Raw genomic sequence first — 24,311 nt, 5'->3', positions numbered from 1 at the left:
AAAGGATTGATAATGAAGATTGTCATTGCGCCAGACTCTTTTAAAGAGAGCTTAAGTGCAGAAAAATGTTGTCAGGCAATTAAAGCCGGGTTTTCGACCCTCTTTCCCGATGCGAACTATATCTGTTTGCCGATAGCGGATGGCGGCGAAGGGACGGTGGATGCGATGGTCGCCGCGACGGGCGGCAACATCGTGACGCTTGAAGTCTGCGGGCCGATGGGCGAAAAAGTGAATGCTTTTTATGGCCTTACCGGCGACGGGAAAACGGCGGTGATTGAGATGGCGGCAGCAAGTGGCCTGATGCTGGTCGCGCCTGAAAAGCGTAATCCGTTGCTGGCCTCCAGTTTTGGTACGGGGGAGTTAATTCGTCATGCGCTGGATAACGGCATTCGCCATATTATTCTCGGCATTGGCGGCAGTGCGACGGTCGACGGCGGTATGGGCATGGCGCAGGCGCTCGGTGTGCGTTTCCTTGATGCCGACGGTCAGGTGCTGGTGGCTAACGGCGGCAATTTAGCGCGCGTGGCAAGCATTGAGATGGATGAATGCGATCCGCGTCTGGCGAACTGCCATATTGAAGTAGCATGTGACGTTGATAACCCGCTGGTAGGGGCACGCGGCGCGGCGGCGGTGTTTGGCCCGCAAAAAGGGGCAACGCCGGAAATGGTCGAAGAGCTGGAACAGGGGCTGCAAAATTACGCCCGTGTTTTACAACAGCAAACTGAAATCAACGTCTGCCAGATGGCGGGCGGCGGCGCTGCGGGCGGTATGGGTATTGCGGCGGCGGTATTTCTCAATGCGGATATTAAACCGGGTATTGAGATTGTACTGCGGGCGGTCAACCTGGAGCAGGCGGTGCAGGGCGCGGCGCTGGTGATCACCGGGGAAGGGCGCATCGACTCGCAAACGGCAGGCGGTAAAGCGCCGCTGGGCGTTGCGTCGGTGGCGAAGCAGTTTAATGTACCGGTGATTGGGATTGCTGGCGTATTGGGTGATGGCGTGGAAGTGGTGCAACAGTACGGCATTGACGCGGTATTCAGCATTTTGCCTCGTCTGGCACCTTTAGCCGAAGTGCTCGCCAGCGGTGAAACCAATCTCTTCAACAGCGCGCGAAATATTGCCTGCGCCATTAAAATAGGTCAGGGAATTAAAAACTGACTCTTGCCTTTAAAGCGGATGCTATTTATTTCGTATAAGAGCGCAGTGCTCATGCCGGATGCTGCATGAGCACTATATCCTTCCTGAAAATCGCGCAAATTCTATATATTGCAGAGATCATGTAGGCCTGATAAGCGAAGCGTATCAGGCAATGTTACAAAAAAAGCCACGGTATAAACCGTGGCAAAATCCAACATAGCTAAAAATAATCAGGCGAGTGGTATGACTTAAATCTCTACGTCGCGGTTGCAATCTTTCGAGTAAATATAGCTGAACGCTTCACCACGCCCTACGCCATAACCGGCCTGTAAGGAATAAGCGCCCATAAAGATGTAATCGCCTTTTTTCACCGGGATCCAGTTATTGTCGAGGTTATAAACCCCCTGACCGGAAAGAATATAGGCACCATGTTCCTGAACGTGTGTTTCGATATAACCGTGGCTGGCACCTGGCGCAAAAGAGAGGATATGCATGTTCATATCAAAACCTAACTCTTTGGGCAGAAAATCCAGCAGAATAACATCGTCCATACCTTCATAGTGAATGCGTTCCAGTTCGCTGGCATTGCCAGAAACCAGCCACGGTGCATAGCCTTCTACCGGAACATAGCGGCGCTTATATAAAAAGATTTGGCTGTCTTCGGCCTGGGCGTTAACAAACGTCATTAAGGAGCCAGGCGGGCAATAAAGATATCCACCTTCGCTTAAGGAAAATGTTTTGCCTTCGGCTTTGGCAGTGATATTTCCAGAGATCACATACAGGAACGTTTCAATGCCTTCGCCACCGAAGCCCTGTTGGTTGCCGCCGTTTTGATGCAGTGTGACCAGATAATCAACAAAAGAGGCACCCAGCTTTGGCGTGGAGAGGATTGTCGCGTCACAATTTTCAAAGCCCGGAATAATATTTTTTACCAGACCGTCTGGTGTTAACAGTGCGAAATTACCGTGTTTCACAATCGCACGGTTAGCCAGTAAATCATCGCGGTAACCGGTGACGTTATTTAAATATCCCATTTATGACTCCTTATTTCTGCCAGGCAAGTTGATAAAGCATGAGTGCCAACGTTTTGACCCCTTCGGCAAGGTCGGTAATATTGGTGCGTTCCGCCGGGTTATGGCTGATCCCGTTGATGCTGGGGATAAAAATCATGCAGGTTGGTACGCGAGGCGCGAAAATTTGCGCGTCGTGCCCGGCACCACTGTGCATCACCCGGTAATTCAGTTTTTCACTTTCACACAATTCTGTCAGGGTGGCGACCAGGTCCTTATTCATCGGCACGGGTTCTTCGTCCATCCATAAATCGATATCAATACCAATGTCCATTTCATCGCAAATCGCCCGCATGTCGTTTTCTAACTGTTGGGTGAAATCACGCAGCACGGCGGCGTCGGTATGACGACAATCAATGGTGAACGTGGTTTTACCCGGCACCACATTCACCGTATTCGGGCGCGGCTCCACTTTCCCAAAGGTCAGAACCAGCGGATCGCCCATCTTTTTCGCTTTTTCGATCGACTGATGGCAAATGCGACTGAAAGCGTAAACCGTATCACGACGATAACCCATCGGCGTGGTGCCTGCATGGTTTGATTCGCCGTTCAGCGTCACCGTATAGCGACGTTGCCCGACAATTGCATTCACCACGCCAATTGATTGCCCATTACTTTCCAGCACACAGCCCTGTTCGATATGCAGTTCGACAAAGGCTTTAATATCCTGACGCGGAGTTAGCGGGGCGTCCGGCAGAGTAAATCCGCAAGCCTTCATCGCATCGACAAAACTATTTCCTTTGGCATCACAGATATTCCGCACGTCGTCAGGATTCGCCAGTCCAAAGATATTTTTACTGCCCCAGAAGACATACGGGAAGCGGCTGCCTTCTTCTTCCGCCATCGCCACCACTTCGACCGTACGTAGCGGCGCGCCGTATTGCGTTTTCAGCCAGTCAATTGCCAGCCAGGCCGCCAGCGCGCCGAATTGCCCGTCGAGGTTACCGCCGTTAACCACGGTATCGATATGCGAACCGCTCAGAACCACTTCCTGTGGATATTCGGTGCCATTCAGGCGACCGTATAAATTCCCCACTTCATCGAAACGTGTTTCCAGCCCGCTTGCTGCCATTCTTTTTTTAAATTGCTGCTGGGTTTCCAGCCATTCCGGCGAATAAAGTAAACGGGTCATCCCACCCGCTGGGTCAGCGCCAAAAGAGGAAAGCCAGGGCAGCGTTTCTTCTATGGCTTGGCGAAAATGTGTAATCATAAGAAAGTCCTGTCTCAATAATTATTGCGCAAAGGGATTTTTCGTTTCGTATGACGTGTTATAAAGCGCGTCGGAAATTAAATACTGGTAAATATCATCAACAATTTCGATGCCTTCGACGGCGGCTTTGCGTTGTTTAATATCCTGATCTTGCCCCGGATAATAAACCTGATTAAAACCGGGCGCGGGGGTAATGGCATTTAATTCGCGCATGGTCTGGCTAAGATGTTGACGGAATAATTCGCTGGAGGAGAAAAAGTTCGGGTTAATAACTACATGTAATTGCCCCAAATTACGCCCGGCGTGTAAATCGTCATACATCGAACTAACCTGTCGCCCGAACGGTAAGCCGAGTAAGACGCCTGAGAGGACGTCAATCATCATCATCAGGCCATACCCTTTCGGCCCAGCGGCGGGGAGCAGAGCATGTACCGCGAACGGATCGGTTGTTGGTGCACCGTTTTTATCGACCGCCCAGGTATCCGGGATAGACATATTACGCGAGCGGGCGTCGAGCACTTTTCCCCATGCCTGTACGGTAGTCGCCATATCAAAGGTAAGGATCTCGTCGCCTTCTCCCGGCGCGGCAAAGGCCAGTGGGTTAGTACCGTAGTAAATTTCCGCGCCGCCAAACGGCACCACCATCGGATCGGACTGGCACATCGAAATGCCAATTAATCCGGCGCGGGCTGCCTGCTGCACAAAATAAGAGATTGCGCCGCTGTGACCCATCCGGCTGATACCGACCACCGCAACGCCATTTTGCTGGGCGGTTTTGATGGCATGTTCCATACCCATTTTCGCCGCGACCTGTCCGGCGGCATTGTCGGCATGTAAAATTGCCGAGCACGGCCCGGTTTCCTCAAGACGAAACTCCGGTTCGCGGTTGGTGCCGCCTTTTGAAATGCGTTCCGCGTAGTATTCCACGCGCACCGCGCCATGAGAGTGGATCCCTCTGGCATCGGCGTAAACCAATACTTCAGCCACGGTTGCAGCGTGCTCACGTTTTAACCCAGCCTGGCAGAGTTTATTCTCGATTAGCTGGTGGAGTGTTTCCCGACTGATTTTCATCTGTCTTCCTTTTTAACGACGGTGTGAAGCATGACTGCAATTAACATACAGGGAAAATATCTGGATTATGTGATCCAGACAGGCAAAAAAATATAGTTAGAATTTATTTGATAATCCGCTCGCTTTTAACCTGGTTTTTAAAACAACCACGCTTATTAAAAAATAACACGTAATAGCATGGCGGTTATTTGAATTCTTTTGTTAATAATCCCTGTGTGATATTCATCACCTTATTTACTCGTTGTCATCGATACCGTAATCGCCACATTAACACTGCTCGTGCAATTGCCATGGGTGCAATTTTTAAGGAGTTGTTATGATCCACGCCTTTATTAAAAAAGGGTGTTTTCAGGATTCGGTCAGTTTAATGATTATTTCACGAAAACTCAGCGAATCAGAAAATGTTGATGATGTTTCCGTAATGATGGGTACGCCCGCCAATAAAGCGTTATTAGATACCACAGGTTTCTGGCATGACGATTTTAATAACGCCACGCCGAACGATATTTGCGTGGCAATTCGTAGCGAAGCGGCGGATGCGGGGATCGCGCAGGCGATTATGCAGCAGCTTGAAGAGGCGCTAAAACAACTGGCGCAGGGGTCAGGCAGCAGCCAGGCGTTGACGCAGGTGCGTCGCTGGGACAGTGCCTGTCAGAAATTACCCGATGCCAATCTGGCGCTGATTTCAGTGGCTGGCGAGTATGCGGCGGAGCTGGCGAACCAGGCGCTGGATCGCAACCTCAATGTGATGATGTTCTCCGATAATGTCACGCTGGAAGATGAAATCCAACTTAAAACCCGCGCTCGGGAAAAAGGTTTGCTGGTGATGGGGCCGGACTGCGGTACGTCGATGATCGCCGCCACGCCGCTGGCTTTTGCTAACGTGATGCCGGAAGGCAACATTGGCGTCATTGGCGCTTCCGGTACCGGGATTCAGGAGCTGTGCTCGCAGATTGCGCTGGCAGGGGAGGGAATTACTCACGCGATTGGCCTTGGCGGGCGCGACCTCAGCCGTGAAGTGGGCGGCATCAGTGCGCTAACAGCGCTGGAAATGCTCAGTGCAGACGAGAAAAGCGAAGTGCTGGCATTTGTTTCAAAACCACCTGCCGAAGCTGTGCGTCTGAAAATTGTTAATGCCATGAAAGCAACCGGCAAACCGACGGTGGCGCTGTTTTTAGGTTATACCCCGGCGGTGGCCCGCGACGAGAATGTCTGGTTTGCCTCCTCGCTGGATGAGGCCGCAGGCCTGGCTTGCCTGCTTTCACGCGTTACGGCGCGACGTAACGCGATAACGCCTGCCAGCAGCGGATTTATTTGCGGTTTGTATACCGGCGGTACGCTGGCTGCCGAAGCGGCGGGATTACTTGCCGGACACCTTGGCGCGGAAGCCGATGATGCCCATCATCACGGCATGATGCTGGACGCCGATGGCCACCAGATTATTGACCTCGGCGATGATTTCTACACCGTCGGGCGTCCCCATCCGATGATCGACCCAACCTTACGCAACCAGTTAATTGCCGATCTCGGCGCTAAACCGTCAGTGCGCGTATTGCTACTTGATGTCGTGATTGGCTTCGGCGCGACCGCCGATCCTGCCGCCTCGTTGGTGAGCGCCTGGCAAAAAGCCTGTGCCGCGCGTTCAGACAGCCAACCGCTGTATGCCATTGCCACGGTGACAGGCACCGAACGTGACCCGCAATGCCGCTCGCAACAAATCGCCACGCTGGAAGATGCGGGGATCGCGGTAGTGAGTTCGCTGCCGGAAGCCACATTGCTGGCAGCGGCGTTAATTCATCCGCTCTCGCCTGCCACACAGCAACACACACCGTCATTACTGGAAAACGTCGCCGTGATTAACATCGGGTTACGCAGCTTTGCGCTGGAGCTACAAAGCGCCAGCAAACCGGTAGTGCATTACCAATGGGCGCCAGTCGCTGGCGGCAATAAAAAACTGGCTCGTTTATTAGAACGTTTGCAATAAGGGGTTCCCATGTTTACATCAGTGGCGCAAGCCAATGCTGCGGTTATCGAACAAATTCGTCGCGCTCGTCCACACTGGCTGGATGTGCAACCGGCTTCTTTACTTATCAGCGAACTAAACCAGGGCAAAACACTGCTTCACGCCGGGCCGCCAATGCGCTGGCAGGAGATGACCGGACCCATGAAAGGGGCGTGCGTGGGCGCATGTCTGTTGGAAGGTTGGGCGAAAGATGAAGCGCAGGCGCTGGCAATACTGGAGCAGGGGGAAGTGAACTTCATTCCTTGTCACCATGTGAATGCCGTCGGGCCAATGGGCGGCATTACTTCTGCCAGTATGCCGATGCTGGTGGTCGAGAATGTGACCGACGGCAACCGGGCGTACTGCAACCTCAACGAAGGTATCGGCAAAGTGATGCGTTTTGGCGCTTACGGCGAAGATGTCCTGACTCGCCATCGCTGGATGCGCGATGTGTTAATGCCAGTATTAAGCGCGGCGCTGGGGCGCATGGAGCGCGGTATCGATCTCACGGCGATGATGGCGCAGGGCATTACCATGGGCGATGAGTTCCATCAACGCAATATTGCTTCCTCAGCACTGTTAATGCGTGCGCTGGCCCCACAAATTGCTCGCCTCGATCATGATAAACAGCACATCGCGGAAGTGATGGATTTCCTCAGCGTGACCGATCAGTTCTTCCTCAACCTCGCGATGGCTTACTGCAAGGCGGCGATGGATGCTGGCGCGATGATCCGCGCAGGCAGCATCGTCACGGCAATGACCCGCAACGGCAATATGTTCGGGATTCGGGTAAGCGGGCTGGGCGAACGCTGGTTTACTGCGCCTGTAAACACTCCGCAAGGTCTGTTTTTCACCGGCTTCTCGCAGGAGCAGGCGAACCCGGATATGGGCGATAGCGCGATTACCGAAACCTTTGGTATCGGTGGTGCGGCAATGATCGCAGCACCTGGCGTAACGCGCTTTGTCGGTGCGGGTGGCATGGAAGCAGCCAGAGCGGTATCTGAAGAGATGGCGGAAATCTTCCTTGAACGCAATATGCAGTTGCAGATCCCCGGCTGGGATTTCCAGGGTGCGTGCCTGGGACTGGACATTCGTCGCGTGGTAGAAACCGGCATTACGCCACTCATCAATACCGGTATCGCCCATAAAGAGGCGGGGATCGGGCAGATTGGCGCAGGCACTGTGCGGGCACCGCTGGCGTGTTTTGAACAGGCGCTGGAAGCACTGGCTGAAAGCATGGGGATTGGTTGAGGAACGCGCAATGACGATCATCCATCCTCTGCTTGCCAGCAGTAGCGCACCGGACTATCGCCAGCCCTGGCGGTTAGCGGGAGTGTGGCGGCGTGCGATTAACCTGATGACGGAAAGCGGTGAACTGTTAACGCTGCATCGTCAGGGAAGTGGCTTCGGCCCCGGAGGATGGGTGCTTCGCCGCGCGCAATTCGATGCGTTATGTGGTGAATTATGCGGCAATGAACGACCGCAGGTTGTGGCTCAAGGGATTCGCCTCGGGCGTTTCACGGTTAAACAGCCACAGCGTTATTGTTTGCTGCGTATTACGCCGCCTGCGCATCCTCAACCGCTTGCGGCTGCATGGATGCAACGCGCGGAGGAAACCGGGCTTTTCGGGCCACTGGCGTTGGCGGCAGGCGATCCGCTTCCCGCTGAATTACGCCAGTTTCGCCACTGTTTTCAGGCCGCGCTCAATGGCGTTAAAACCAACTGGCGGCACTGGCTGGGTAAAGGCCCCGGATTAACGCCGAGTCATGATGACACGCTGAGCGGAATGCTGCTGGCGGCCTGGTATTATGGCGCTTTAGATGCGCGCTCCGGTCGCCCATTTTTTGCCTGTTCCGACAATCTGCAACTCGTTACCACAGCGGTGAGCGTCAGTTATTTACGTTATGCCGCGCAAGGATATTTCGCCTCGCCACTCCTGCACTTTGTTCATGCTCTGAGTTGCCCGAAACGTACCGCTGTTGCGATTGATTCGCTGCTGGCGCTGGGGCATACGTCAGGGGCAGATACGCTGCTGGGGTTCTGGCTTGGCCAACAACTATTACAAGGAAAACCATGAAAACACTGGTTGTGGCTCTTGGGGGCAACGCCTTACTCCAGCGCGGTGAGGCGCTGACGGCAGAAAATCAATATCGCAATATCGCCAGTGCTGTACCCGCGCTGGCGCGCCTGGCCCGTTCTTATCGGCTGGCGATTGTTCACGGCAACGGGCCACAGGTGGGGCTGCTGGCATTGCAGAATCTGGCGTGGAAAGAGGTAGAACCGTATCCGCTGGATGTGCTGGTGGCAGAAAGTCAGGGGATGATTGGCTATATGCTGGCGCAGAGTTTGAGCGCACAGCCGCAGATGCCGCCCGTCACGACGGTGCTGACGCGCATTGAGGTTTCGCCTGATGATCCGGCGTTTTTGCAGCCAGAGAAATTTATTGGTCCGGTTTATCAGCCAGAAGAACAAGAGGCACTGGAAGCGGCTTACGGCTGGCAGATGAAACGTGATGGTAAATATTTACGCCGGGTGGTGGCGTCTCCGCAACCGCGTAAAATTCTCGACAGCGAAGCCATCGAGTTGTTGCTCAAAGAGGGGTATGTGGTGATTTGCAGTGGCGGCGGCGGTGTGCCTGTGACGGAAGACGGGGCAGGGAGTGAAGCGGTGATTGATAAAGATCTCGCTGCTGCGTTGCTCGCTGAGCAGATTAATGCCGATGGGCTGGTGATCCTCACTGATGCTGATGCGGTATATGAAAACTGGGGAACGCCGCAGCAACGTGCCATTCGCCGTGCCACACCGGATGATTTAGCGCCATTTGCCAAAGCCGATGGTTCGATGGGGCCGAAGGTAATGGCGGTGAGTGGCTATGTCAGAAGCCGTGGCAAACCTGCGTGGATTGGGGCGTTATCGCGGATTGAAGAGACGCTGGCGGGCGAAGCGGGGACCTGTATTTCGCTGTAGTGATGAGAGCATCCGGCAATCGGCGTACCATGCCTGATGCGACGCTTGACGCGTCTTATCAGGCCTACAATGGGTACCGGATCGGTGTAGGCCGGATAAGGCGTTCACGCCGCATCCGGCAATCAAATGAGCACCAGGTTAACTGAACTTACTCTGCGCCCACATCACGCCGCTGGCATATTCCGGCGGCAGCAGCGGGATCAAGGCTTCCAGCGTCGCGGACAGACGCGATGTGTCGCTGTCGGTCAAATTCAGATGCCCCACTTTACGGCCCGGACGGACTTCTTTGTCGTACCAGTGCAGATGCACCAGCGGCAGTTTCAGCCAGTCATAATTCACATCGCTACCAATCAGATTGATCATCACCGACGGATTATTCACCACTGGTTGCGGTAACGGCAGATCGGTAATCGCCCGCAGATGTAGCTCAAACTGGCTGATGCTGGCACCGTTTTGTGTCCAGTGACCGCTGTTATGCACACGCGGTGCCAGTTCGTTGATCAGCAGACCTTGCGGGGTGACAAAACACTCCATCGCCATCACGCCCACATAGCCCAGCTCCTGCATAATCGCCGACAGCATCTCTTCGGCTTGCGCTTGCTGCTGCGCATTGGCCTGCGGAAAAGCGACGCTGGTGCGCAAAATACCGTCCTGATGCAGGTTATGCGTCAGCGGATAAAACACGGTGCTGCCATCAAAACCGCGCGCGCCAACCAGCGACACTTCACCAGAGAAGTTTATGCCCTGCTCGACTATACATTCGCCGTAGCATTCAGCCGGTAACTGTTCGGTTTCATCGGCGCGTAAACGCCATTGACCGCGTCCGTCATAGCCACCAGTGCGACGCTTAACAATCGCCAGCTCACCTAAACGATCAAACACCGCAGGCCACTCGCTGCGATCGGCAAGTAACTGCCACGGTGCGGTCGGCAGGTGGAGCTTATCGAAAAGCTGCTTCTGAGTCAGACGGTCAGCAATAATCGGGAACACATCGCGGTTCACAAAGGCCGGATGGCGCGCCAGCTCGCGGGTTAATGCGGTTTCCGGCCAGCGTTCGATCTCAGCGGTAATCACGCTTTGTTGAAAAGGCACCGCCGCCGGTTCAGCGTCCAGCCCGACCGGCCAGACAGCAATGCCTAACGGTTCGCCTGCCTGACGCAGCATACGGCCTAACTGCCCGTTACCGAGGACGCAAACCTGTTTCATGCCGCACCTCGCGGGTCCGGGTTTTCCAGCACTTCATCAGTTTGTGCTTTGCGCCAGTCATTCAGACGCTGGTGGAGCTCTTTATCATGAGTCGCAAGAATTTGTGCTGCCAGTAACGCCGCGTTTGCCGCGCCAGCTTTACCAATCGCCAGCGTACCCACCGGAATGCCGCGCGGCATTTGTACGATGGAGTAGAGGCTATCGACACCGCTCAGTGCGGCGCTCTGTACTGGCACGCCCAGCACTGGCACCAGCGTTTTGGCGGCAATCATGCCTGGCAGGTGCGCTGCGCCGCCTGCGCCCGCAATAATCACCTGATAACCGTTCTCTTCGGCGCTTTCGGCGAAGCTGAACAGTTTATCGGGGGTGCGGTGAGCAGAAACCACTTCAACGTGGTGCGGGACATTCAGGATTTCGAAGATTTCGGCGGCGAACTGCATGGTAGCCCAGTCGCTTTTGGACCCCATCACGATGGCGACACGCGCCGGATTATTGCGGGAAGACATGCGTCTTAAAACTCCTGTGGTGCACAACTCTCGGCTTTAGAGGGCACAGAGAATAGCACGGAAAGAGAGCAAGGAAAACGGTTGCGTGGCTGTGAAATCAGCAAAGTTGCGGGTTTTTTAAAACGGAAAATGAATTAGCTCAACGTCATCCGCCGTGACTTTCACCATCGAACCTTCCGTATGCCAGGCACCCAGTACCACGCGAAAAGCAGGTTGCTGATTGGCGATAAGTTCATGCACCGCCGGGCGATGGGTATGCCCGTGGATCAGCCATTGCACCTGATGTTTTTCCATCGCACTGACCACCGCGTTTTGGTTAACGTCCATGATCGCCAGCGATTTACTGCTGTTGGCTTCTTTACTGTTCGCGCGCATTCGCGCGGCAATGCGTTTGCGCACAAACAACGGCAGGGCGAGGAATAGCGTCTGCAGCCAGGGTTTGTGGACCTTGGCGCGAAAAGCCTGATAACCCGCGTCATCGGTGCACAGCGTGTCGCCATGCATAATCAGCACCCGACGACCATAAAGTTCGAGCACTTTTTCTTCCGGCAATAACGTCATGCCGCTTTCACGGGCAAAGCGTTTGCCGAGCAGAAAATCACGGTTGCCATGAATGAAATAACAGGGAACGCCGGAATCGGACACCGCTTTGATCGCTGCCGCCATCTGGCGATGGAGTGGATTGGGATCGTCGTCGCCAATCCACGCTTCAAACAGATCGCCAAGAATATACAGCGCGTCGGCCTTGCGAGCTTCCCCCGCTAAAAAACGCAGAAAACCGGCGGTGATCGCCGGTTCTTCCACGCAGAGATGAAGATCTGCAATAAAGAGTGTCGCCACGATTACTCGCTAACGGTCACGCTTTCAATGATAACGTCTTCTTTTGGCACGTCCTGGTGCATACCGCTACGACCGGTTGCAACACCTTTGATTTTGTCTACCACGTCCATGCCTTCAACCACTTCAGCAAACACGCAGTAGCCCCAACCTTGCAGGCTTTCGCCAGAGAAGTTCAGGAAGTCGTTATCAACCACGTTGATGAAGAACTGTGCAGTTGCAGAGTGCGGAGCCTGAGTACGTGCCATTGCCAGCGTACCACGGGTATTTTTCAGGCCGTTGTTGGCTTCGTTTTTGATCGGTTCTTTGGTGGCTTTTTGTTTCATGCCCGGTTCAAAACCGCCGCCCTGAATCATAAAGCCGTTGATAACACGGTGGAAAATGGTGTTGTTGTAAAAACCTTCGCGGCAGTAGTCCAGGAAGTTTTTAACTGTTTCAGGTGCTTTATCGTCAAAAGTTTTGATGACAATATCGCCGTGATTGGTGTGGAAAGTAACCATTTTTGCATCCTGTTCCGTTTGATTGGTGCTTCAACCCGGTTCGGGTCATATATAGGGTGGTGTTATAGCATAACCGCACGATCGGATCATCTCGCAATGTATGCTGATTCGCGCGGGAAATATGGGTATTATACGCAACTCAATTACCCACACATGTCTAAACGGAATCTTCGATGCTAAAAATCTTCAATACTCTGACACGCCAAAAAGAGGAATTTAAGCCTATTCACGCCGGGGAAGTCGGCATGTACGTGTGTGGAATCACCGTTTACGATCTCTGTCATATCGGTCACGGGCGTACCTTTGTTGCCTTTGACGTGGTTGCGCGCTATCTGCGTTTCCTCGGCTATAAGCTGAAATATGTGCGCAACATTACCGATATCGACGACAAAATCATCAAACGCGCCAATGAAAATGGCGAAAGCTTTGTGGCGCTGGTGGATCGCATGATCGCCGAAATGCACAAAGATTTTGATGCTTTGAACATTCTGCGCCCGGATATGGAGCCGCGCGCGACGCACCATATCGCAGAAATTATTGAACTCACTGAGCAACTGATCGCCAAAGGTCACGCTTATGTGGCGGACAACGGCGACGTGATGTTCGACGTCCCGACCGATCCAACTTATGGCGTGCTGTCGCGTCAGGATCTCGACCAGCTGCAGGCAGGCGCGCGCGTTGACGTGGTCGACGACAAACGCAACCCGATGGACTTCGTTCTGTGGAAGATGTCGAAAGAGGGCGAACCGAGCTGGCCGTCTCCGTGGGGCGCGGGTCGTCCTGGCTGGCACATTGAATGTTCGGCAATGAACTGCAAGCAGCTGGGGAACCACTTTGATATCCACGGCGGCGGTTCTGACCTGATGTTCCCGCACCACGAGAACGAAATCGCTCAGTCCACCTGTGCCCATGATGGCCAGTATGTGAACTACTGGATGCACTCCGGGATGGTGATGGTTGATCGCGAGAAGATGTCCAAATCGCTGGGTAACTTCTTCACCGTGCGTGATGTGCTGAAATACTACGACGCGGAAACCGTACGTTACTTCCTGATGTCGGGCCACTATCGCAGCCAGCTGAACTACAGCGAAGAGAACCTGAAGCAGGCGCGTGCGGCGCTGGAGCGTCTCTACACTGCCTTGCGCGGCACAGACAAAACCGTTGCACCTGCGGGTGGCGAAGCGTTTGAAGCGCGCTTTATTGAAGCGATGGACGACGATTTCAACACCCCGGAAGCCTATTCCGTACTGTTTGATATGGCGCGTGAAGTAAACCGTCTGAAAGCAGAAGATATGGCAGCGGCGAATGCAATGGCATCTCACCTGCGTAAACTTTCCGCCGTATTGGGCCTGCTGGAGCAAGAACCGGAAGCGTTCCTGCAAAGCGGCGCGCAGGCAGACGACAGCGAAGTGGCTGAGATTGAAGCGTTAATTCAACAGCGTCTGGATGCCCGTAAAGCGAAAGACTGGGCGGCGGCAGATGCGGCGCGTGACCGTCTTAACGAGATGGGGATCGTGCTGGAAGATGGCCCGCAAGGGACCACCTGGCGTCGTAAGTAATTGCGCTATTGCCGGATGCGAGTTTTCGCATCCGGTTATCGTCTGCGCCACCACAACATTCCCATCAGTAGCATCCCCGGCAACCACACCCACATCAATTCAGAAATAATCACCTGATGCCCGTACGCTGTGGTGTAACGAGACAATGCAAACGGCGCGACTTTAATCACCTGCCAGGGAGCGAAAAAGCGTTCATCTGACCACGGCCACAGCCAGCCAACCCCTTTACCGCCAGTGGTTACCGAATCCAGCAAGCTGTGCGATAGCAACGAGACGGTTAAAAACAGCCAGCAGCGAATCAGCCCGGCCCTGAACCATCGACGTCCAATCAGCACACATAACAGCGGGACAACAAACGCAAACACCAGCGAATGGGTAAACCCGCGATGACCAAAAACATTGCCGTAAGCAACGCCAAATTTAAACGACAAGACGTCGGCATCGGGCAGCATCGCCAGGATGATTCCGGCAAATAACAGGCGCGGAGGGATGACTTTCGAACCCAACCCTAAACCAATGCATAGGGGAACGGCGGCGTGCGTAATAACGGTTGGCATGATGGTCGCTTCGGCAAAATGTCGATGCTATCAGCATGGATGAATGGGGCGTAGAGGGCAAAAGTCTGAAAAGAGAACCGGCCTGTTGATACAGGCCGGGAAAGGGATCAGGCAACAACCTGTACGCTGTGACCTGCAAAACTCACTGTCTGACCGGCGACGATTTTGCAGCGTTTGCGCGTTTCAACCGCACCGTCGACTTTCACCTGGCCTTCGGCAATCGCGATTTTCGCCTGCGCTCCGCTTTCGCTCCAGCCTTCCAGTTTCAGCAAGTCGCACAGCTCAACGTGCGGATGTTTACCTAAAGAAAATGTCGCCATGTTACTCACCCTGTGGATCATGATATTCAACGCACGCCTGTAGCGTGTTTTCAATCAGCGTGGCAACCGTCATCGGGCCAACGCCGCCGGGAACAGGTGTAATGTATGAGGCGCGTTTAGCCGCATCTTCAAACACTACGTCGCCCACAACCTTGCCATTTTCCAGACGGTTGATGCCGACATCAATCACAATTGCGCCTTCTTTGATCCAGTCACCGGGAATAAAGCCTGGCTTACCGACGGCAACGATCAACAGATCGGCATTTTCTACGTGATGACGCAGATTTTTAGTGAAGCGGTGAGTCACGGTGGTGGTGCAACCTGCCAGCAACAGTTCCATGCTCATTGGGCGACCGACGATATTCGATGCGCCAATCACCACGGCGTTGAGGCCGAAGGTATCAATGTTGTAACGCTCAAGCAGCGTGACGATACCGCGCGGAGTGCAAGGACGCAGACGCGGCGCGCGCTGGCACAAACGACCGACGTTGTAAGGATGGAAACCGTCCACGTCTTTGTCCGGGTGGATTCGTTCCAGCACTTTGACGTTATCAATACCCGCCGGTAATGGCAGTTGTACCAGAATGCCATCGATGGTGTTGTCGGCATTCAGTACATCGATAAGTTCCAGCAACTCTGCTTCGCTGGTGGTTTCCGGAAGGTCGTATGAGCGGGAGATGAATCCCACCTCTTCGCAAGCTTTGCGTTTGCTTGCGACATAAATTTGCGAAGCAGGGTTGCTACCCACCAGCACAACGGCCAGTCCTGGTGCCCGCAGTCCAGCAGCAATACGCGCCTGAACTTTTTGAGCAACCTCAGAGCGCACCTGCTGCGCAATCGTTTTACCATCTATAATCTTTGCTGCCATCAGAGAGAGGATTCCATCTGTTACGTAGGTCGAAGGGGATGCGCCTATTTTGTCAGAAGCGGGGCGTGCTGTCAGTTTTCGTTTTCAGGAAAGTAACACCATCTGTACCAGGCAGATTAATGTCCATAATGATAACCGACGTTGGTTTGCCGCCATAACGAGCTAAATCTGATGTGGTCGTACACTTGTTCAGCAACCAGTTCAAAAGCCATTGACTCAGCAAGGGTTGACCGTATAATTCACGCGGTTGAACTGCATCACAGCATCAACGCGCCCTTAGCTCAGTTGGATAGAGCAACGACCTTCTAAGTCGTGGGCCGCAGGTTCGAATCCTGCAGGGCGCGCCATTACAATTCAATTAGTTACGCCTTCTTTATTTTCTCCATAATTCCAGAGTGGGACATATTTGGGACATCATCACCAAAAAATGTCGCCTATTTTCCTCGCGTACTCCGTCAAATGATCAGGCGCAAGGTGAGCATATCTACGCACCATTTCAATGGATTCCCATTCGCCCATTTCCTGAAGCACTGATGAAGAACATCAATAAATGCACATGAGGAAAACGGTGAGTTAAGTTCAAACTGTAGTACAATTCTTTGCGGTATTAACAGGAAAGAATAGGCTATGAATCCTTATATTTATCTTGGTGGTGCAATACTTGCAGAGGTAATTGGTACAACCTTAATGAAGTTTTCAGAGGGGTTTACACGGTTATGGCCCTCTGTTGGTACAATTATTTGTTACTGTGCATCATTCTGGTTATTAGCTCAGACGCTAGCTTATATTCCTACAGGGATTGCTTATGCTATCTGGTCAGGAGTTGGTATCGTCCTGATTAGTTTACTGTCCTGGGGATTTTTTGGCCAACGACTGGACCTGCCAGCCATTATCGGCATGATGTTGATTTGTGCCGGAGTGTTGGTAATTAACCTATTGTCACGAAGCGCACCACATTAAAAATAGTTTCGTTCGAATTTAATGAATACGTCAGCCCGTATGTTTATACGGGCTGCTTTTTTATACCGCTGGTAAATGTTTTTAGGCAAGTGGATCAGGGGATTACCATATTTGCGCTTTGAACAGTAATAATAAAATTTTCGGTGAGAAATATCGCCAGCATTTTGTGATTAAACGAGTGGTTTTGTGTAAGTTGAATTTTATAATTTTAGCGAGTGTTTATGTCGCAATAATACAAGGGATAGTGGACAAAAAGCACGATCAGTCGATGGATTTACCGTAGGATGCAACTGCCTGAGCGTGGTAACCATTATTTTTTCTTGAGCTTTATAAAAGCTGGGAGATTGCACCAAGCGCGTGTGGGATGTGGCAAGCCTGATGGATTTTGCTGTGCCGATGGTGGCGTGTCTGGTTGTTGATCAATCGCGGGTGAAAAAGATGAGCTATAAATGCAACGTAGGAACAGACATCATTGTTTTCAGCCTGGAAGAAGTATCAGGTGCTGCTGAACCATGTTGATATCAATAACACCGGATATTGAGTAGCCTGCAGTTCCTGTCATGGAGTCATCGTTTTGTGATATGCCGCAGACACGTTGTATACAATAACGTGCTGCGGTTGGCTGATGAACGTTCGATAGTGCAAGTATTGAATTATTTCTGGCTGTTATCGATTTTACGTATTTTGTGCATGAGAGGATTTGCACCTTCTTCCACCGACCCTCCAGGCCAGTACGCCACTGTCTCCGGGACTGCTTTGTGCCACGAGCGGACGTCGCAATCGCAATAACGACGAATCCGTCAGTCCACAATAAAGAGTTTTGCTCCTGTCTCCGTTCTGGACTGGTGTGGTTCTGCGTTATCACCAACCTGATAACTCATCCCCGCAGTTAAAGTGAATTTGCGGCCATCTGCAAGCAGTGTTTCGAGCTCTCCCTCCAGGCATAAAAGGACATGACCTTTACAGCACCAATGATCCGCAAGGTAACCTGGAGTGTATTCAACCATTCGCACACGGATTTGGTTCGGCTTGTGACCAAAAAATTGTGTGCGCCAGTAGGCCATGCCTGTTTCCCCAGGATGTTCTGTTTTTTCGACTTCACCCCAGTTGGTCGTGCCAAAAGCAAATGCCTCGATATTCATTTTATGGCCTTTCGTTGTTAAGAAAGAGTTCCTGAGCTCAGGTTAGAATGAATTAACATAAGGATAAATAATTTATACATCAACGGTTTATTTTTCATATATAACAATTAAATTTAACCTTATTCAAGTTATATACCCATTTGAAGTGCTACATTAATGAAAATCGGTGGGTGTCGGTAACGTCCGCTCATAACAGACATTCACTTCAGTTATGGCAGAAAGGTATGCATGAGGGTTATGCGCTTCTGTTAAGCGGCGGAAAATAAGGGAGCAAATAAGGTTGCTCCCTTAAATCATTAATATTCAAGAATGCCGTGAGCGACAGGCAAATAGCGCAGGGAGAAATAGAGCATGTCTTTACCGCAGGAGGAACGTTTCGCTAACAGCGAAGCAATTTCTGCTTCCGGTTTTGGTTTTGCTTCAAAGGTTTTGCCTTTACCGGCGACAAACAGTTCATAAACAATGCCGCTGGCGGGGGAGAAAGTCTGGCAATCGGCACTGGCTTGCAGATAACGTTCGCGCTGTTCTGCGGTAAGTTTATCGACGCCGCTACCATCCTGAACCCAGACGTGAATGCCGGTTGATTTCACTTGTTCCAGCAGTTGCCGATAGCCATCGGGCGACATGTTTCCAGCGAAAAAGCTACTGATATAAACCGGTTTTGCCGAAACATCACTGATCAGCCGTTGCGAGTTGTTTAACCACTTCAGTAATGGCTGACGGGCGGCTTCGCTGCGCCAGTTCAGGTCGTCAATTTCTGCGCTGATATACCAGCCATCCGGCGTAACGCCAGGCGCGGCGCTCCATAATCTGGCCTGCTGGAGATCGGCGACCAGCAGGCGATTAAGATAGCTCTCCAGCGCCGCTGACGACTGCTTCTGATGCATAAAAAATTCCGGATCGGCATTTAAACCAACAATCAGCTTCAGGCCAGCTTGCTGCGCAGCTGCGGCACGCTTAAACAATAATGCCCGCTGTTCTGGCTGGGTGAATGCATCGCCGTAGCGGGTCCATTGCAGAATCAGGGTGTCGAATCCTTGCAAATGCAACTGACTCATCAACCCACGCCACTGGGTATCAGTGACCTGACTATCGCGATTTTGTGGCTGCCAGATAATACCTTTCATCGCAAAGGAAAAAGGACTGACCAACAAAAGTGTCAGCAATACGAAAATTAACTTACGCATTTACCAGTGCACTCCAATGGTGAGAAACGCGTTGTTGCGCTCCCCTGTACGTTGATTAATCGCCTTAAAGGTATGCTGATATTCGACGCCGACGCTGACTTTATGCGGCCAGGCATCGTAATGCGTCTCGCCGGTCCAGATATTCCAGCGAACGCCGACGCCGCCCACCTGCGCGCCCTGAGTACCTTTATCCCGATAGCCGTTACCCTGTACGTGAGCGTAAGGTTCAATAGTCTGCCCGTTAGCTACTTTCTGGTGCCAGCTAACTCGATAATCTGCCGTCCACGCCTGAATATCCTGACGAAAATATTGCGCCGCATCGAGATACAGGTTTTGCGCAAACCAGCCTGAACCGTTCGGGTGCCATTCGTCGCTGTATTTTCCGCCGTTTAAGAACGAGGCGCTGGCGCGCAGCATGGTGTCGGAGGCGCCATTTTGCCCATTCAGCGGCAACTGCTGTTCGACAGCGAGGAAAAAGATCTGATCGCGCAGCGGCTTCCAGCGCAGACCGGTGCCGGACATCGGATTTTTCACCGGCATCATCACCCCGTTTTCTCCGGTATCGGCAAAGACGCGGCTATAAACCGAGAGCAGGTCGCCTTCCAGCAGCATATTGCGCCCGATGCGGTACTCGGCTTCCAGTTGCCCGTAGCTACGATAGCTTTTCCCTGGCGCTGCGCCGCCAACATTATTGTTAGCGGTACTCATTGCTCCGGAACGCAAGCCGATGGAAGAATCGAAACTGAACGTCCAGCGGCGACCGACCTCCTCATGCAGACGGCGGAAATTGAAGCGTTGCTGATTTTGCTCTGGGGTCAGTGGGGTTATCAGCGCCTGATTATCAATGTCATCAATCACCAGCCGGGCGTAGTGCTGCGTCGCAGGCATGTCATCCAGACGTTGGTTCACGTAGGCCAGTTGTCGGATCAGTGCCGGATCGTCCGGTAGCCCTTTATGCGCCTGTTCGAGCATTTCCCGCGACTGTGCGATATCACCGCTATCCCACAAGGCGTAACCAAGCGCTGCCTGGGTGTTACTATTATTCGGTTCCAGTTCCAGCGCGGCGCGCAAATCACTCACCGCCGCCAGGACATTATGACGTTGGCGATAAATTGTCGCCCGCGCAACGTAAGCGTTGGCAGAAGGCGCAATATTGATTGAGCGCGTGAGATCGTTCAGTGCGAGTTCCGGCTGACCAGGAATATAACGTTGCGCATGCAGCCACCAGTAGAGGGCATTGTTTCCCAGTCCACGTTGCTCTGCCTGCTGAAGCCAGCGATCCCGAGCCGCACCATTTCCTGCCGCCTGGGCGGTATTGGCGGCAGCAAGCAAATCTTCATTGCTCATCTCGTGAAGGCTGATTTTTTCCCAGGCCGCCAGGGCGGTGTTGTAGTCTTCCACCTGATATGCCTGATAAGCCACGGCGCGATGTTGCCAGGCGTTCGGTTGCCTTTTTTCCGCCTGAAGCCATGCATATAACGCCACGCCGGGGAGTGTTTCCCGATAACACTTCGCCAGGCGATTCCAGGCGGCAGCATCGTAGGAAGGCGACATATCCCCAAGCAAACGAACGATTGCCGGGCAATTATCTGCAATACCCGGCAACTGACTTTGCCACTGACGTTGCTCCGCCAGCGGCAAGGGTTTCGATAAAATCGCCACCTTCGCCGGAGTTGCCAGGTAAGGATGACTTTCCAGCAGAGACGCCAGTCGCGCCATTAAAGTCTGGCTGACGCTCGCATCGCCCTGGAAAGGATAGCGTTGCAGCAATAAATCGGCAGCTTCGCGTGACTGCTCGTTCTGCATCAGTTGCCAGGTCAGTTGATCCAGGCGGGTAAGATTTGCCGGTTCTTGCTGATACAGCAATCGTGCCAGACGCAGAGCTTCAGCCTTGTTACGGGTCGCCACGCTGACGGCATAACGCTCTTCAAGCATTTCATTGGCGGGGAGGATGGCGAGCAGTTTTTGCGCAGCGTCGTACTGACCTTCTTTTAACAGCACCGGTAGCGTCGCGCCAACAACATACTGGCGGTTATCGGTAAACTGTACCTGATGATTCGCCAATGCCTGCACGGGGTTGGCGCTGTATTTCGATAATAGATAGAGCCAGCTTTTCTCTTGTGCGTCCGTGGTAAACAGCGGCTTATTTTCAGCGAGATAACGCTGGAGGCGAGCATTTTCGCCACGATAAGCCAGCGCGGTCGCGTAAGTAATATATGACTGAGGATCGGTGAAGATCCCCACTGATTGCAGTGCGAGGATCCGATCGTCCAGTTCTCCGGCAAGAAGCACGTCAAACCACTGACGGCGCTCCGCCGCGCTTAATGTATTCTGCTGGCGTGCTTCATTGTATAGCGTATCTGCCTGCGACCATTGTTTCAGGTAGATTGCCCGTTGCAGCAGATCGGTCCGCAGCGTTCTCCCTTCCGGCGACCCGGCAAACTTTGCATCGTTCAGTTGCTCTCTGGCAACAGGCAACTGCGCCAGCCGCAGCGCATTCTGCCCGACTTCGCTGCGACAACGCAGGGTCGGCGCAGCATCGCACGCTTTTTGCTGGGCGAGCAGCTCTTCAACAGTCGTAACGCTTTTTACTTCAACGGGAATTGCCGTCAGACTGCGCTCAAGCCGGACATCTCCAGGGTGACGTTTCAGTTGATCCTCAAGCAAAAGCCGCGCCCGGTCATCATGACCAAAATGGCGATAGGCTTCCGCAAGGTATAAAGTCAGCGGAATATTATCCGGCACCTGCTGGTGTATATATTCAAATTCGCGGATGGCGGTTGCTTCGTCGTTATTTTTCTGTGCCTTCAGCGCCTTATCGAGACGGGGATAAATAACAAAATGGCGATAATCGCTCAGCCCCAGCTCTTCTGCACTGGTGCCGATATTGTCTGCGAGTGCGCTGGTACTCAATAAAGACGTCAGCAGTAAACCAGACCATCCGATGACGCGATTAAGGTTATTCTCCTTCATTTTCGGACTCCAGTTGCGCAACCTGTTCTGTGTTTAAACCTGCTTTGAGTAATAGTGATTGCATCGAAACTTGTAATTCGCGTTGAATTGTCAGGACGCGATCCAACGTTTCCTGGCTGATAACGCCTTCGGTGACCAAAAACTTGCCGAGCGGCAGAGAACTGCGTTCATGGCGCAATAACAACACGTTAATTGCTGAACGATTAATATGACCGAGCGTGGTCAGTATTTCGGCGAACAGGAACTGATGCGGCACATATTGCCGCCAGATTTCACCGGCCTGCTGTTCCGTGAGCCACTGATGCTGAACCGCATTGTACAACATTGCCCGCGGATCGTGACCGCGTCGGCGTGCATACCAGTGACGTAACCCCGTGACAATTTGTCCCCGCAGAACAATGACGTAACGTACTTTTCGTCCGACCTTACGTGCCAGCGCCGCCAGCGAAACAGGGTCGATGCCGTCTTCACTGCCGACAATTAACTCTTCATTTTCCAGGCGTAGCGGCAGCACTGCATAATGCAGCGCCACGGAGGCCGGCATCTCGGCAATCAGTGAAGCAGGGATCTGCCAGGCATCGATGGATTCCCACGCTACGCCATTTTGTTCAGCCAGCGCTTGCGCCAGTTGTTCGGCGCTGATCAATCCTTGCATCAACATCGAACCGCCGAGGCGTAAACCTTCGACACGATTACGCAGTGCTGTATCGAGTTGTTCTTCGGTGATGACCTGATTTTCCAGCAGAATTTGACCTAACGGGCGCAACGAACGGGTATCGCCAGTCACGCTGGGGAAATCGTGCGTCGTTTTATCCCACGCCACGCGACGCGGATCGCCGTGCTGAAGAACCTGTTTCAGCGCGCGCCAGTTAGCCATAAAGTTAATCAGGTTGCCCCAGAAAAGACGCAGGACAGATAGCAGCCCCTGCGTCAGGCCGTAGTAGCCAGTGACGAAAATCACCCGCTGCACGATGCGGTTAACCATCAAACCAAAGTTTAGCCACAGCAGGGTCATTAACCATGCGCTGCCGCTGAAAATAGAAAGGAAATGCCAGGCATCGGGCCACAAACTTTCATACGCCATCAACAGCAAAAGCTGGATCATCACCAGCATTGCGAGGAAGCTGACAAAATTACTGATAGCCCCTTTGCGGTCGCGCCAGAGAAAGTAGTTCAGCGTCAGGCTGGAGGTCCATTTGTGGGTTTTAAAGCCCTGGAAAACAATGCCGATGATCCAGCGAGATTTTTGTCGAACCGCAGTCGAAAAGGTATCGGGGAAATATTCGCGTACGCAGATCATGTTTGACGTCCGCGCGTGCTGTAAAAATTTACGCTGCTCGCGTTCTTTGGCTTCGTCCACCACCGGAAAACGGACAAAAATTTCCGTCATACCTTTCTCTTTCAGGCGGAAACCAATGTCGTAATCTTCAGTAAGACTCTGTACGTCGAAAGCAATACCGTCACCGTCAGCTAACAGTGCGGTCACGGCGCGGCGGCTGAAACAGGTGCCGACGCCTGCGCTGGGCACCTGTCCGGCGAGAGCTTCACGCACCGGAACATCTTTGCCATGCAGTTCTGAAAACTCATCAATGTAAGTCATGCTGGTGAAGTGCGTCCATTCGCGTTCGAATGGGTATACCGGGATCTGAATCAGATCTTTACGCTCGACCAGATAGTTGAACAGACGCAATTCCATCGGTGAAATCACGTCTTCGGCGTCATGCAGAATAAAACCAGCAAAAGCGAAATTGGCGCTACGTTCAAACTGGGTAATGGCATCCAGCACATTGTTCAAACAGTCTGCTTTACTGGTGGGGCCAGGACGCGCGCAGACTACCTTATGCACGTTCGGGAAGCGAGCGCACACTTCGTCAACATCACGCTGAGTGTCCGGGTCGTTGGGGTAGGTGCCAACAAAGATATGATAGTTTTCGTAGTCGAGCGTGGTCGCCGCCAGCTCGGCCATATTGCCGATGACGCCAGTCTCATTCCACGCCGGAACCATAATCGCTAACGGTTTTTCATCTGGTTTATACAGTTCGCGGTAACTCATTCGCGGGTAGCGGCGATAAACACTCAACTTGCGTTTAATGCGGCGTACCCAGTAGACGACATCAATAAAAAAATCGTCCAGCCCGCTGATGAACATGATGACCGCTAACGTTATCGCGATTACTTTTAAGCCGTAGAGCCAGGTAGCAAAAACATCAAGAAGCCAGTCCACACAAAAACCTTACAT

At 52.8% G+C, this 24,311-nt stretch carries 21 protein-coding genes, 1 tRNA gene and 1 pseudogene; 8 read left to right on the top strand and 15 right to left on the bottom strand.

Features of this window, described 5'->3' with window-relative positions; genetic code table 11:
• Positions 1 to 12 precede the first annotated feature (12 nt).
• Positions 13 to 1,158 (top strand): glycerate 3-kinase, encoded by a 1,146-nt coding sequence (gene glxK, locus D9742_RS17415; protein ID WP_130237701.1) that lies wholly within the window; start codon positions 13 to 15, stop codon positions 1,156 to 1,158.
• Between the two features lie 227 nt (positions 1,159 to 1,385).
• Here glxK and allE read toward each other — a convergent pair whose 3' ends face one another.
• The 3 genes from allE to allD are packed head-to-tail and all read right to left on the bottom strand — an operon-like array spanning position 1,386 to position 4,488.
• Complete coding sequence (gene allE, locus D9742_RS17410; protein WP_000540956.1) at positions 1,386 to 2,171, bottom strand: (S)-ureidoglycine aminohydrolase; 786 nt, start codon at positions 2,169 to 2,171, stop codon at positions 1,386 to 1,388.
• A 10-nt stretch (positions 2,172 to 2,181) separates the two neighbouring features.
• Complete coding sequence (gene allC, locus D9742_RS17405; protein ID WP_001624777.1) at positions 2,182 to 3,417, bottom strand: allantoate deiminase; 1,236 nt, start codon at positions 3,415 to 3,417, stop codon at positions 2,182 to 2,184.
• A gap of 21 nt (positions 3,418 to 3,438) precedes the next feature.
• Positions 3,439 to 4,488: an ureidoglycolate dehydrogenase gene (gene allD / locus D9742_RS17400; RefSeq protein ID WP_000703913.1), complete on the bottom strand. Its 1,050-nt coding sequence runs from the start codon at positions 4,486 to 4,488 to the stop codon at positions 3,439 to 3,441.
• Positions 4,489 to 4,804: 316 nt separating this feature from the next.
• Here allD and D9742_RS17395 point away from each other — a divergent pair, with 316 nt between their 5' ends.
• From D9742_RS17395 to D9742_RS17380, 4 genes are read left to right on the top strand one after another with little or no spacing between them, the layout of a single operon-like run.
• The gene (locus D9742_RS17395) at positions 4,805 to 6,472 is read left to right on the top strand and encodes an acyl-CoA synthetase FdrA (protein ID WP_130237700.1); all 1,668 of its coding nucleotides are present in this window, start codon (positions 4,805 to 4,807) and stop codon (positions 6,470 to 6,472) included.
• 9 nt (positions 6,473 to 6,481) lie between these two features.
• Positions 6,482 to 7,741 carry a DUF1116 domain-containing protein gene (locus tag D9742_RS17390; RefSeq protein WP_130237699.1) on the top strand — a complete coding sequence of 420 codons (1,260 nt, stop codon included), beginning with the start codon at positions 6,482 to 6,484 and terminating at the stop codon, positions 7,739 to 7,741.
• 10 nt (positions 7,742 to 7,751) lie between these two features.
• The gene (locus D9742_RS17385; protein WP_130237698.1) at positions 7,752 to 8,567 is read left to right on the top strand and encodes a DUF2877 domain-containing protein; all 816 of its coding nucleotides are present in this window, start codon (positions 7,752 to 7,754) and stop codon (positions 8,565 to 8,567) included.
• Positions 8,564 to 9,457: a carbamate kinase gene (locus D9742_RS17380; protein WP_130237697.1), complete on the top strand. Its 894-nt coding sequence runs from the start codon at positions 8,564 to 8,566 to the stop codon at positions 9,455 to 9,457. Before D9742_RS17385 ends, D9742_RS17380 begins: the two co-directional genes overlap by 4 nt.
• A gap of 138 nt (positions 9,458 to 9,595) precedes the next feature.
• Here the strand turns inward: D9742_RS17380 and purK are convergent, their stop codons facing one another.
• The 4 genes from purK to ppiB all read right to left on the bottom strand — a co-directional run bounded on the left by purK (position 9,596) and on the right by ppiB (position 12,506).
• On the bottom strand, positions 9,596 to 10,663 hold the full coding sequence (gene purK, locus D9742_RS17375) for a 5-(carboxyamino)imidazole ribonucleotide synthase (RefSeq protein ID WP_021556571.1): 1,068 nt from the start codon (positions 10,661 to 10,663) through the stop codon (positions 9,596 to 9,598).
• Positions 10,660 to 11,169, bottom strand: coding sequence for a 5-(carboxyamino)imidazole ribonucleotide mutase (gene purE, locus D9742_RS17370; RefSeq protein WP_001295318.1), 510 nt, complete (start codon positions 11,167 to 11,169; stop codon positions 10,660 to 10,662). Before purE ends, purK begins: the two co-directional genes overlap by 4 nt.
• Before the next feature lie 117 nt (positions 11,170 to 11,286).
• On the bottom strand, positions 11,287 to 12,009 hold the full coding sequence (gene lpxH / locus D9742_RS17365; RefSeq protein WP_000212253.1) for a UDP-2,3-diacylglucosamine diphosphatase: 723 nt from the start codon (positions 12,007 to 12,009) through the stop codon (positions 11,287 to 11,289).
• Positions 12,010 to 12,011: 2 nt separating this feature from the next.
• Positions 12,012 to 12,506, bottom strand: coding sequence for a peptidylprolyl isomerase B (gene ppiB, locus D9742_RS17360; RefSeq protein WP_000256002.1), 495 nt, complete (start codon positions 12,504 to 12,506; stop codon positions 12,012 to 12,014).
• Between the two features lie 173 nt (positions 12,507 to 12,679).
• Between ppiB and cysS the strand changes: the two genes are divergently transcribed.
• Positions 12,680 to 14,065, top strand: coding sequence for a cysteine--tRNA ligase (gene cysS, locus D9742_RS17355; RefSeq protein ID WP_000912345.1), 1,386 nt, complete (start codon positions 12,680 to 12,682; stop codon positions 14,063 to 14,065).
• A 35-nt stretch (positions 14,066 to 14,100) separates the two neighbouring features.
• Here the strand turns inward: cysS and D9742_RS17350 are convergent, their stop codons facing one another.
• The 3 genes from D9742_RS17350 to folD all read right to left on the bottom strand — a co-directional run bounded on the left by D9742_RS17350 (position 14,101) and on the right by folD (position 15,810).
• Positions 14,101 to 14,622 (bottom strand): metal-dependent hydrolase, encoded by a 522-nt coding sequence (locus tag D9742_RS17350; protein ID WP_001143547.1) that lies wholly within the window; start codon positions 14,620 to 14,622, stop codon positions 14,101 to 14,103.
• A 107-nt stretch (positions 14,623 to 14,729) separates the two neighbouring features.
• Positions 14,730 to 14,942 (bottom strand): ribosome-associated protein YbcJ, encoded by a 213-nt coding sequence (gene ybcJ / locus D9742_RS17345; RefSeq protein ID WP_000190288.1) that lies wholly within the window; start codon positions 14,940 to 14,942, stop codon positions 14,730 to 14,732.
• 1 nt (position 14,943) lies between these two features.
• Positions 14,944 to 15,810 (bottom strand): bifunctional methylenetetrahydrofolate dehydrogenase/methenyltetrahydrofolate cyclohydrolase FolD, encoded by an 867-nt coding sequence (gene folD / locus D9742_RS17340; RefSeq protein ID WP_064529024.1) that lies wholly within the window; start codon positions 15,808 to 15,810, stop codon positions 14,944 to 14,946.
• A gap of 270 nt (positions 15,811 to 16,080) precedes the next feature.
• Between folD and D9742_RS17335 the strand changes: the two genes are divergently transcribed.
• Positions 16,081 to 16,157 (top strand) — tRNA-Arg (locus D9742_RS17335).
• A 15-nt stretch (positions 16,158 to 16,172) separates the two neighbouring features.
• Here D9742_RS17335 and D9742_RS17330 read toward each other — a convergent pair.
• Positions 16,173 to 16,344: pseudogene (locus D9742_RS17330) on the bottom strand (integrase); the annotation flags it as partial.
• Positions 16,345 to 16,437: 93 nt separating this feature from the next.
• Here D9742_RS17330 and emrE point away from each other — a divergent pair.
• On the top strand, positions 16,438 to 16,770 hold the full coding sequence (gene emrE, locus D9742_RS17325) for a multidrug efflux SMR transporter EmrE (protein WP_001070440.1): 333 nt from the start codon (positions 16,438 to 16,440) through the stop codon (positions 16,768 to 16,770).
• An 800-nt stretch (positions 16,771 to 17,570) separates the two neighbouring features.
• On the opposite strand, the gene D9742_RS17315 is transcribed toward emrE, so the two are convergent.
• The 4 genes from D9742_RS17315 to nrfB all read right to left on the bottom strand — a co-directional run bounded on the left by D9742_RS17315 (position 17,571) and on the right by nrfB (position 24,296).
• Positions 17,571 to 17,912 carry a DHCW motif cupin fold protein gene (locus D9742_RS17315; protein WP_130237696.1) on the bottom strand — a complete coding sequence of 114 codons (342 nt, stop codon included), beginning with the start codon at positions 17,910 to 17,912 and terminating at the stop codon, positions 17,571 to 17,573.
• A 296-nt stretch (positions 17,913 to 18,208) separates the two neighbouring features.
• Positions 18,209 to 19,099, bottom strand: a complete 891-nt coding sequence (locus D9742_RS17310; protein WP_130237695.1) for a DUF4434 family protein — start codon at positions 19,097 to 19,099, stop codon at positions 18,209 to 18,211.
• The gene (nfrA, locus tag D9742_RS17305; protein WP_130237694.1) at positions 19,100 to 22,072 is read right to left on the bottom strand and encodes a bacteriophage adsorption protein NfrA; all 2,973 of its coding nucleotides are present in this window, start codon (positions 22,070 to 22,072) and stop codon (positions 19,100 to 19,102) included.
• Entirely contained in the window at positions 22,059 to 24,296 is a 2,238-nt protein-coding gene (gene nrfB, locus D9742_RS17300; protein ID WP_130237693.1) for a cyclic di-3',5'-guanylate-activated glycosyltransferase NrfB, read from the bottom strand. The genes nfrA and nrfB overlap by 14 nt, the downstream gene beginning before the upstream one ends.
• Positions 24,297 to 24,311 lie beyond the last annotated feature (15 nt).

It is taken from the genome of Escherichia sp. E1V33, assembly GCF_004211955.1.
GTDB lineage: Bacteria > Pseudomonadota > Gammaproteobacteria > Enterobacterales > Enterobacteriaceae > Escherichia.
The sequence above is the reverse complement of the archived record's forward strand: the minus strand, read 5'-3'. Positions and strand labels throughout refer to the sequence as shown.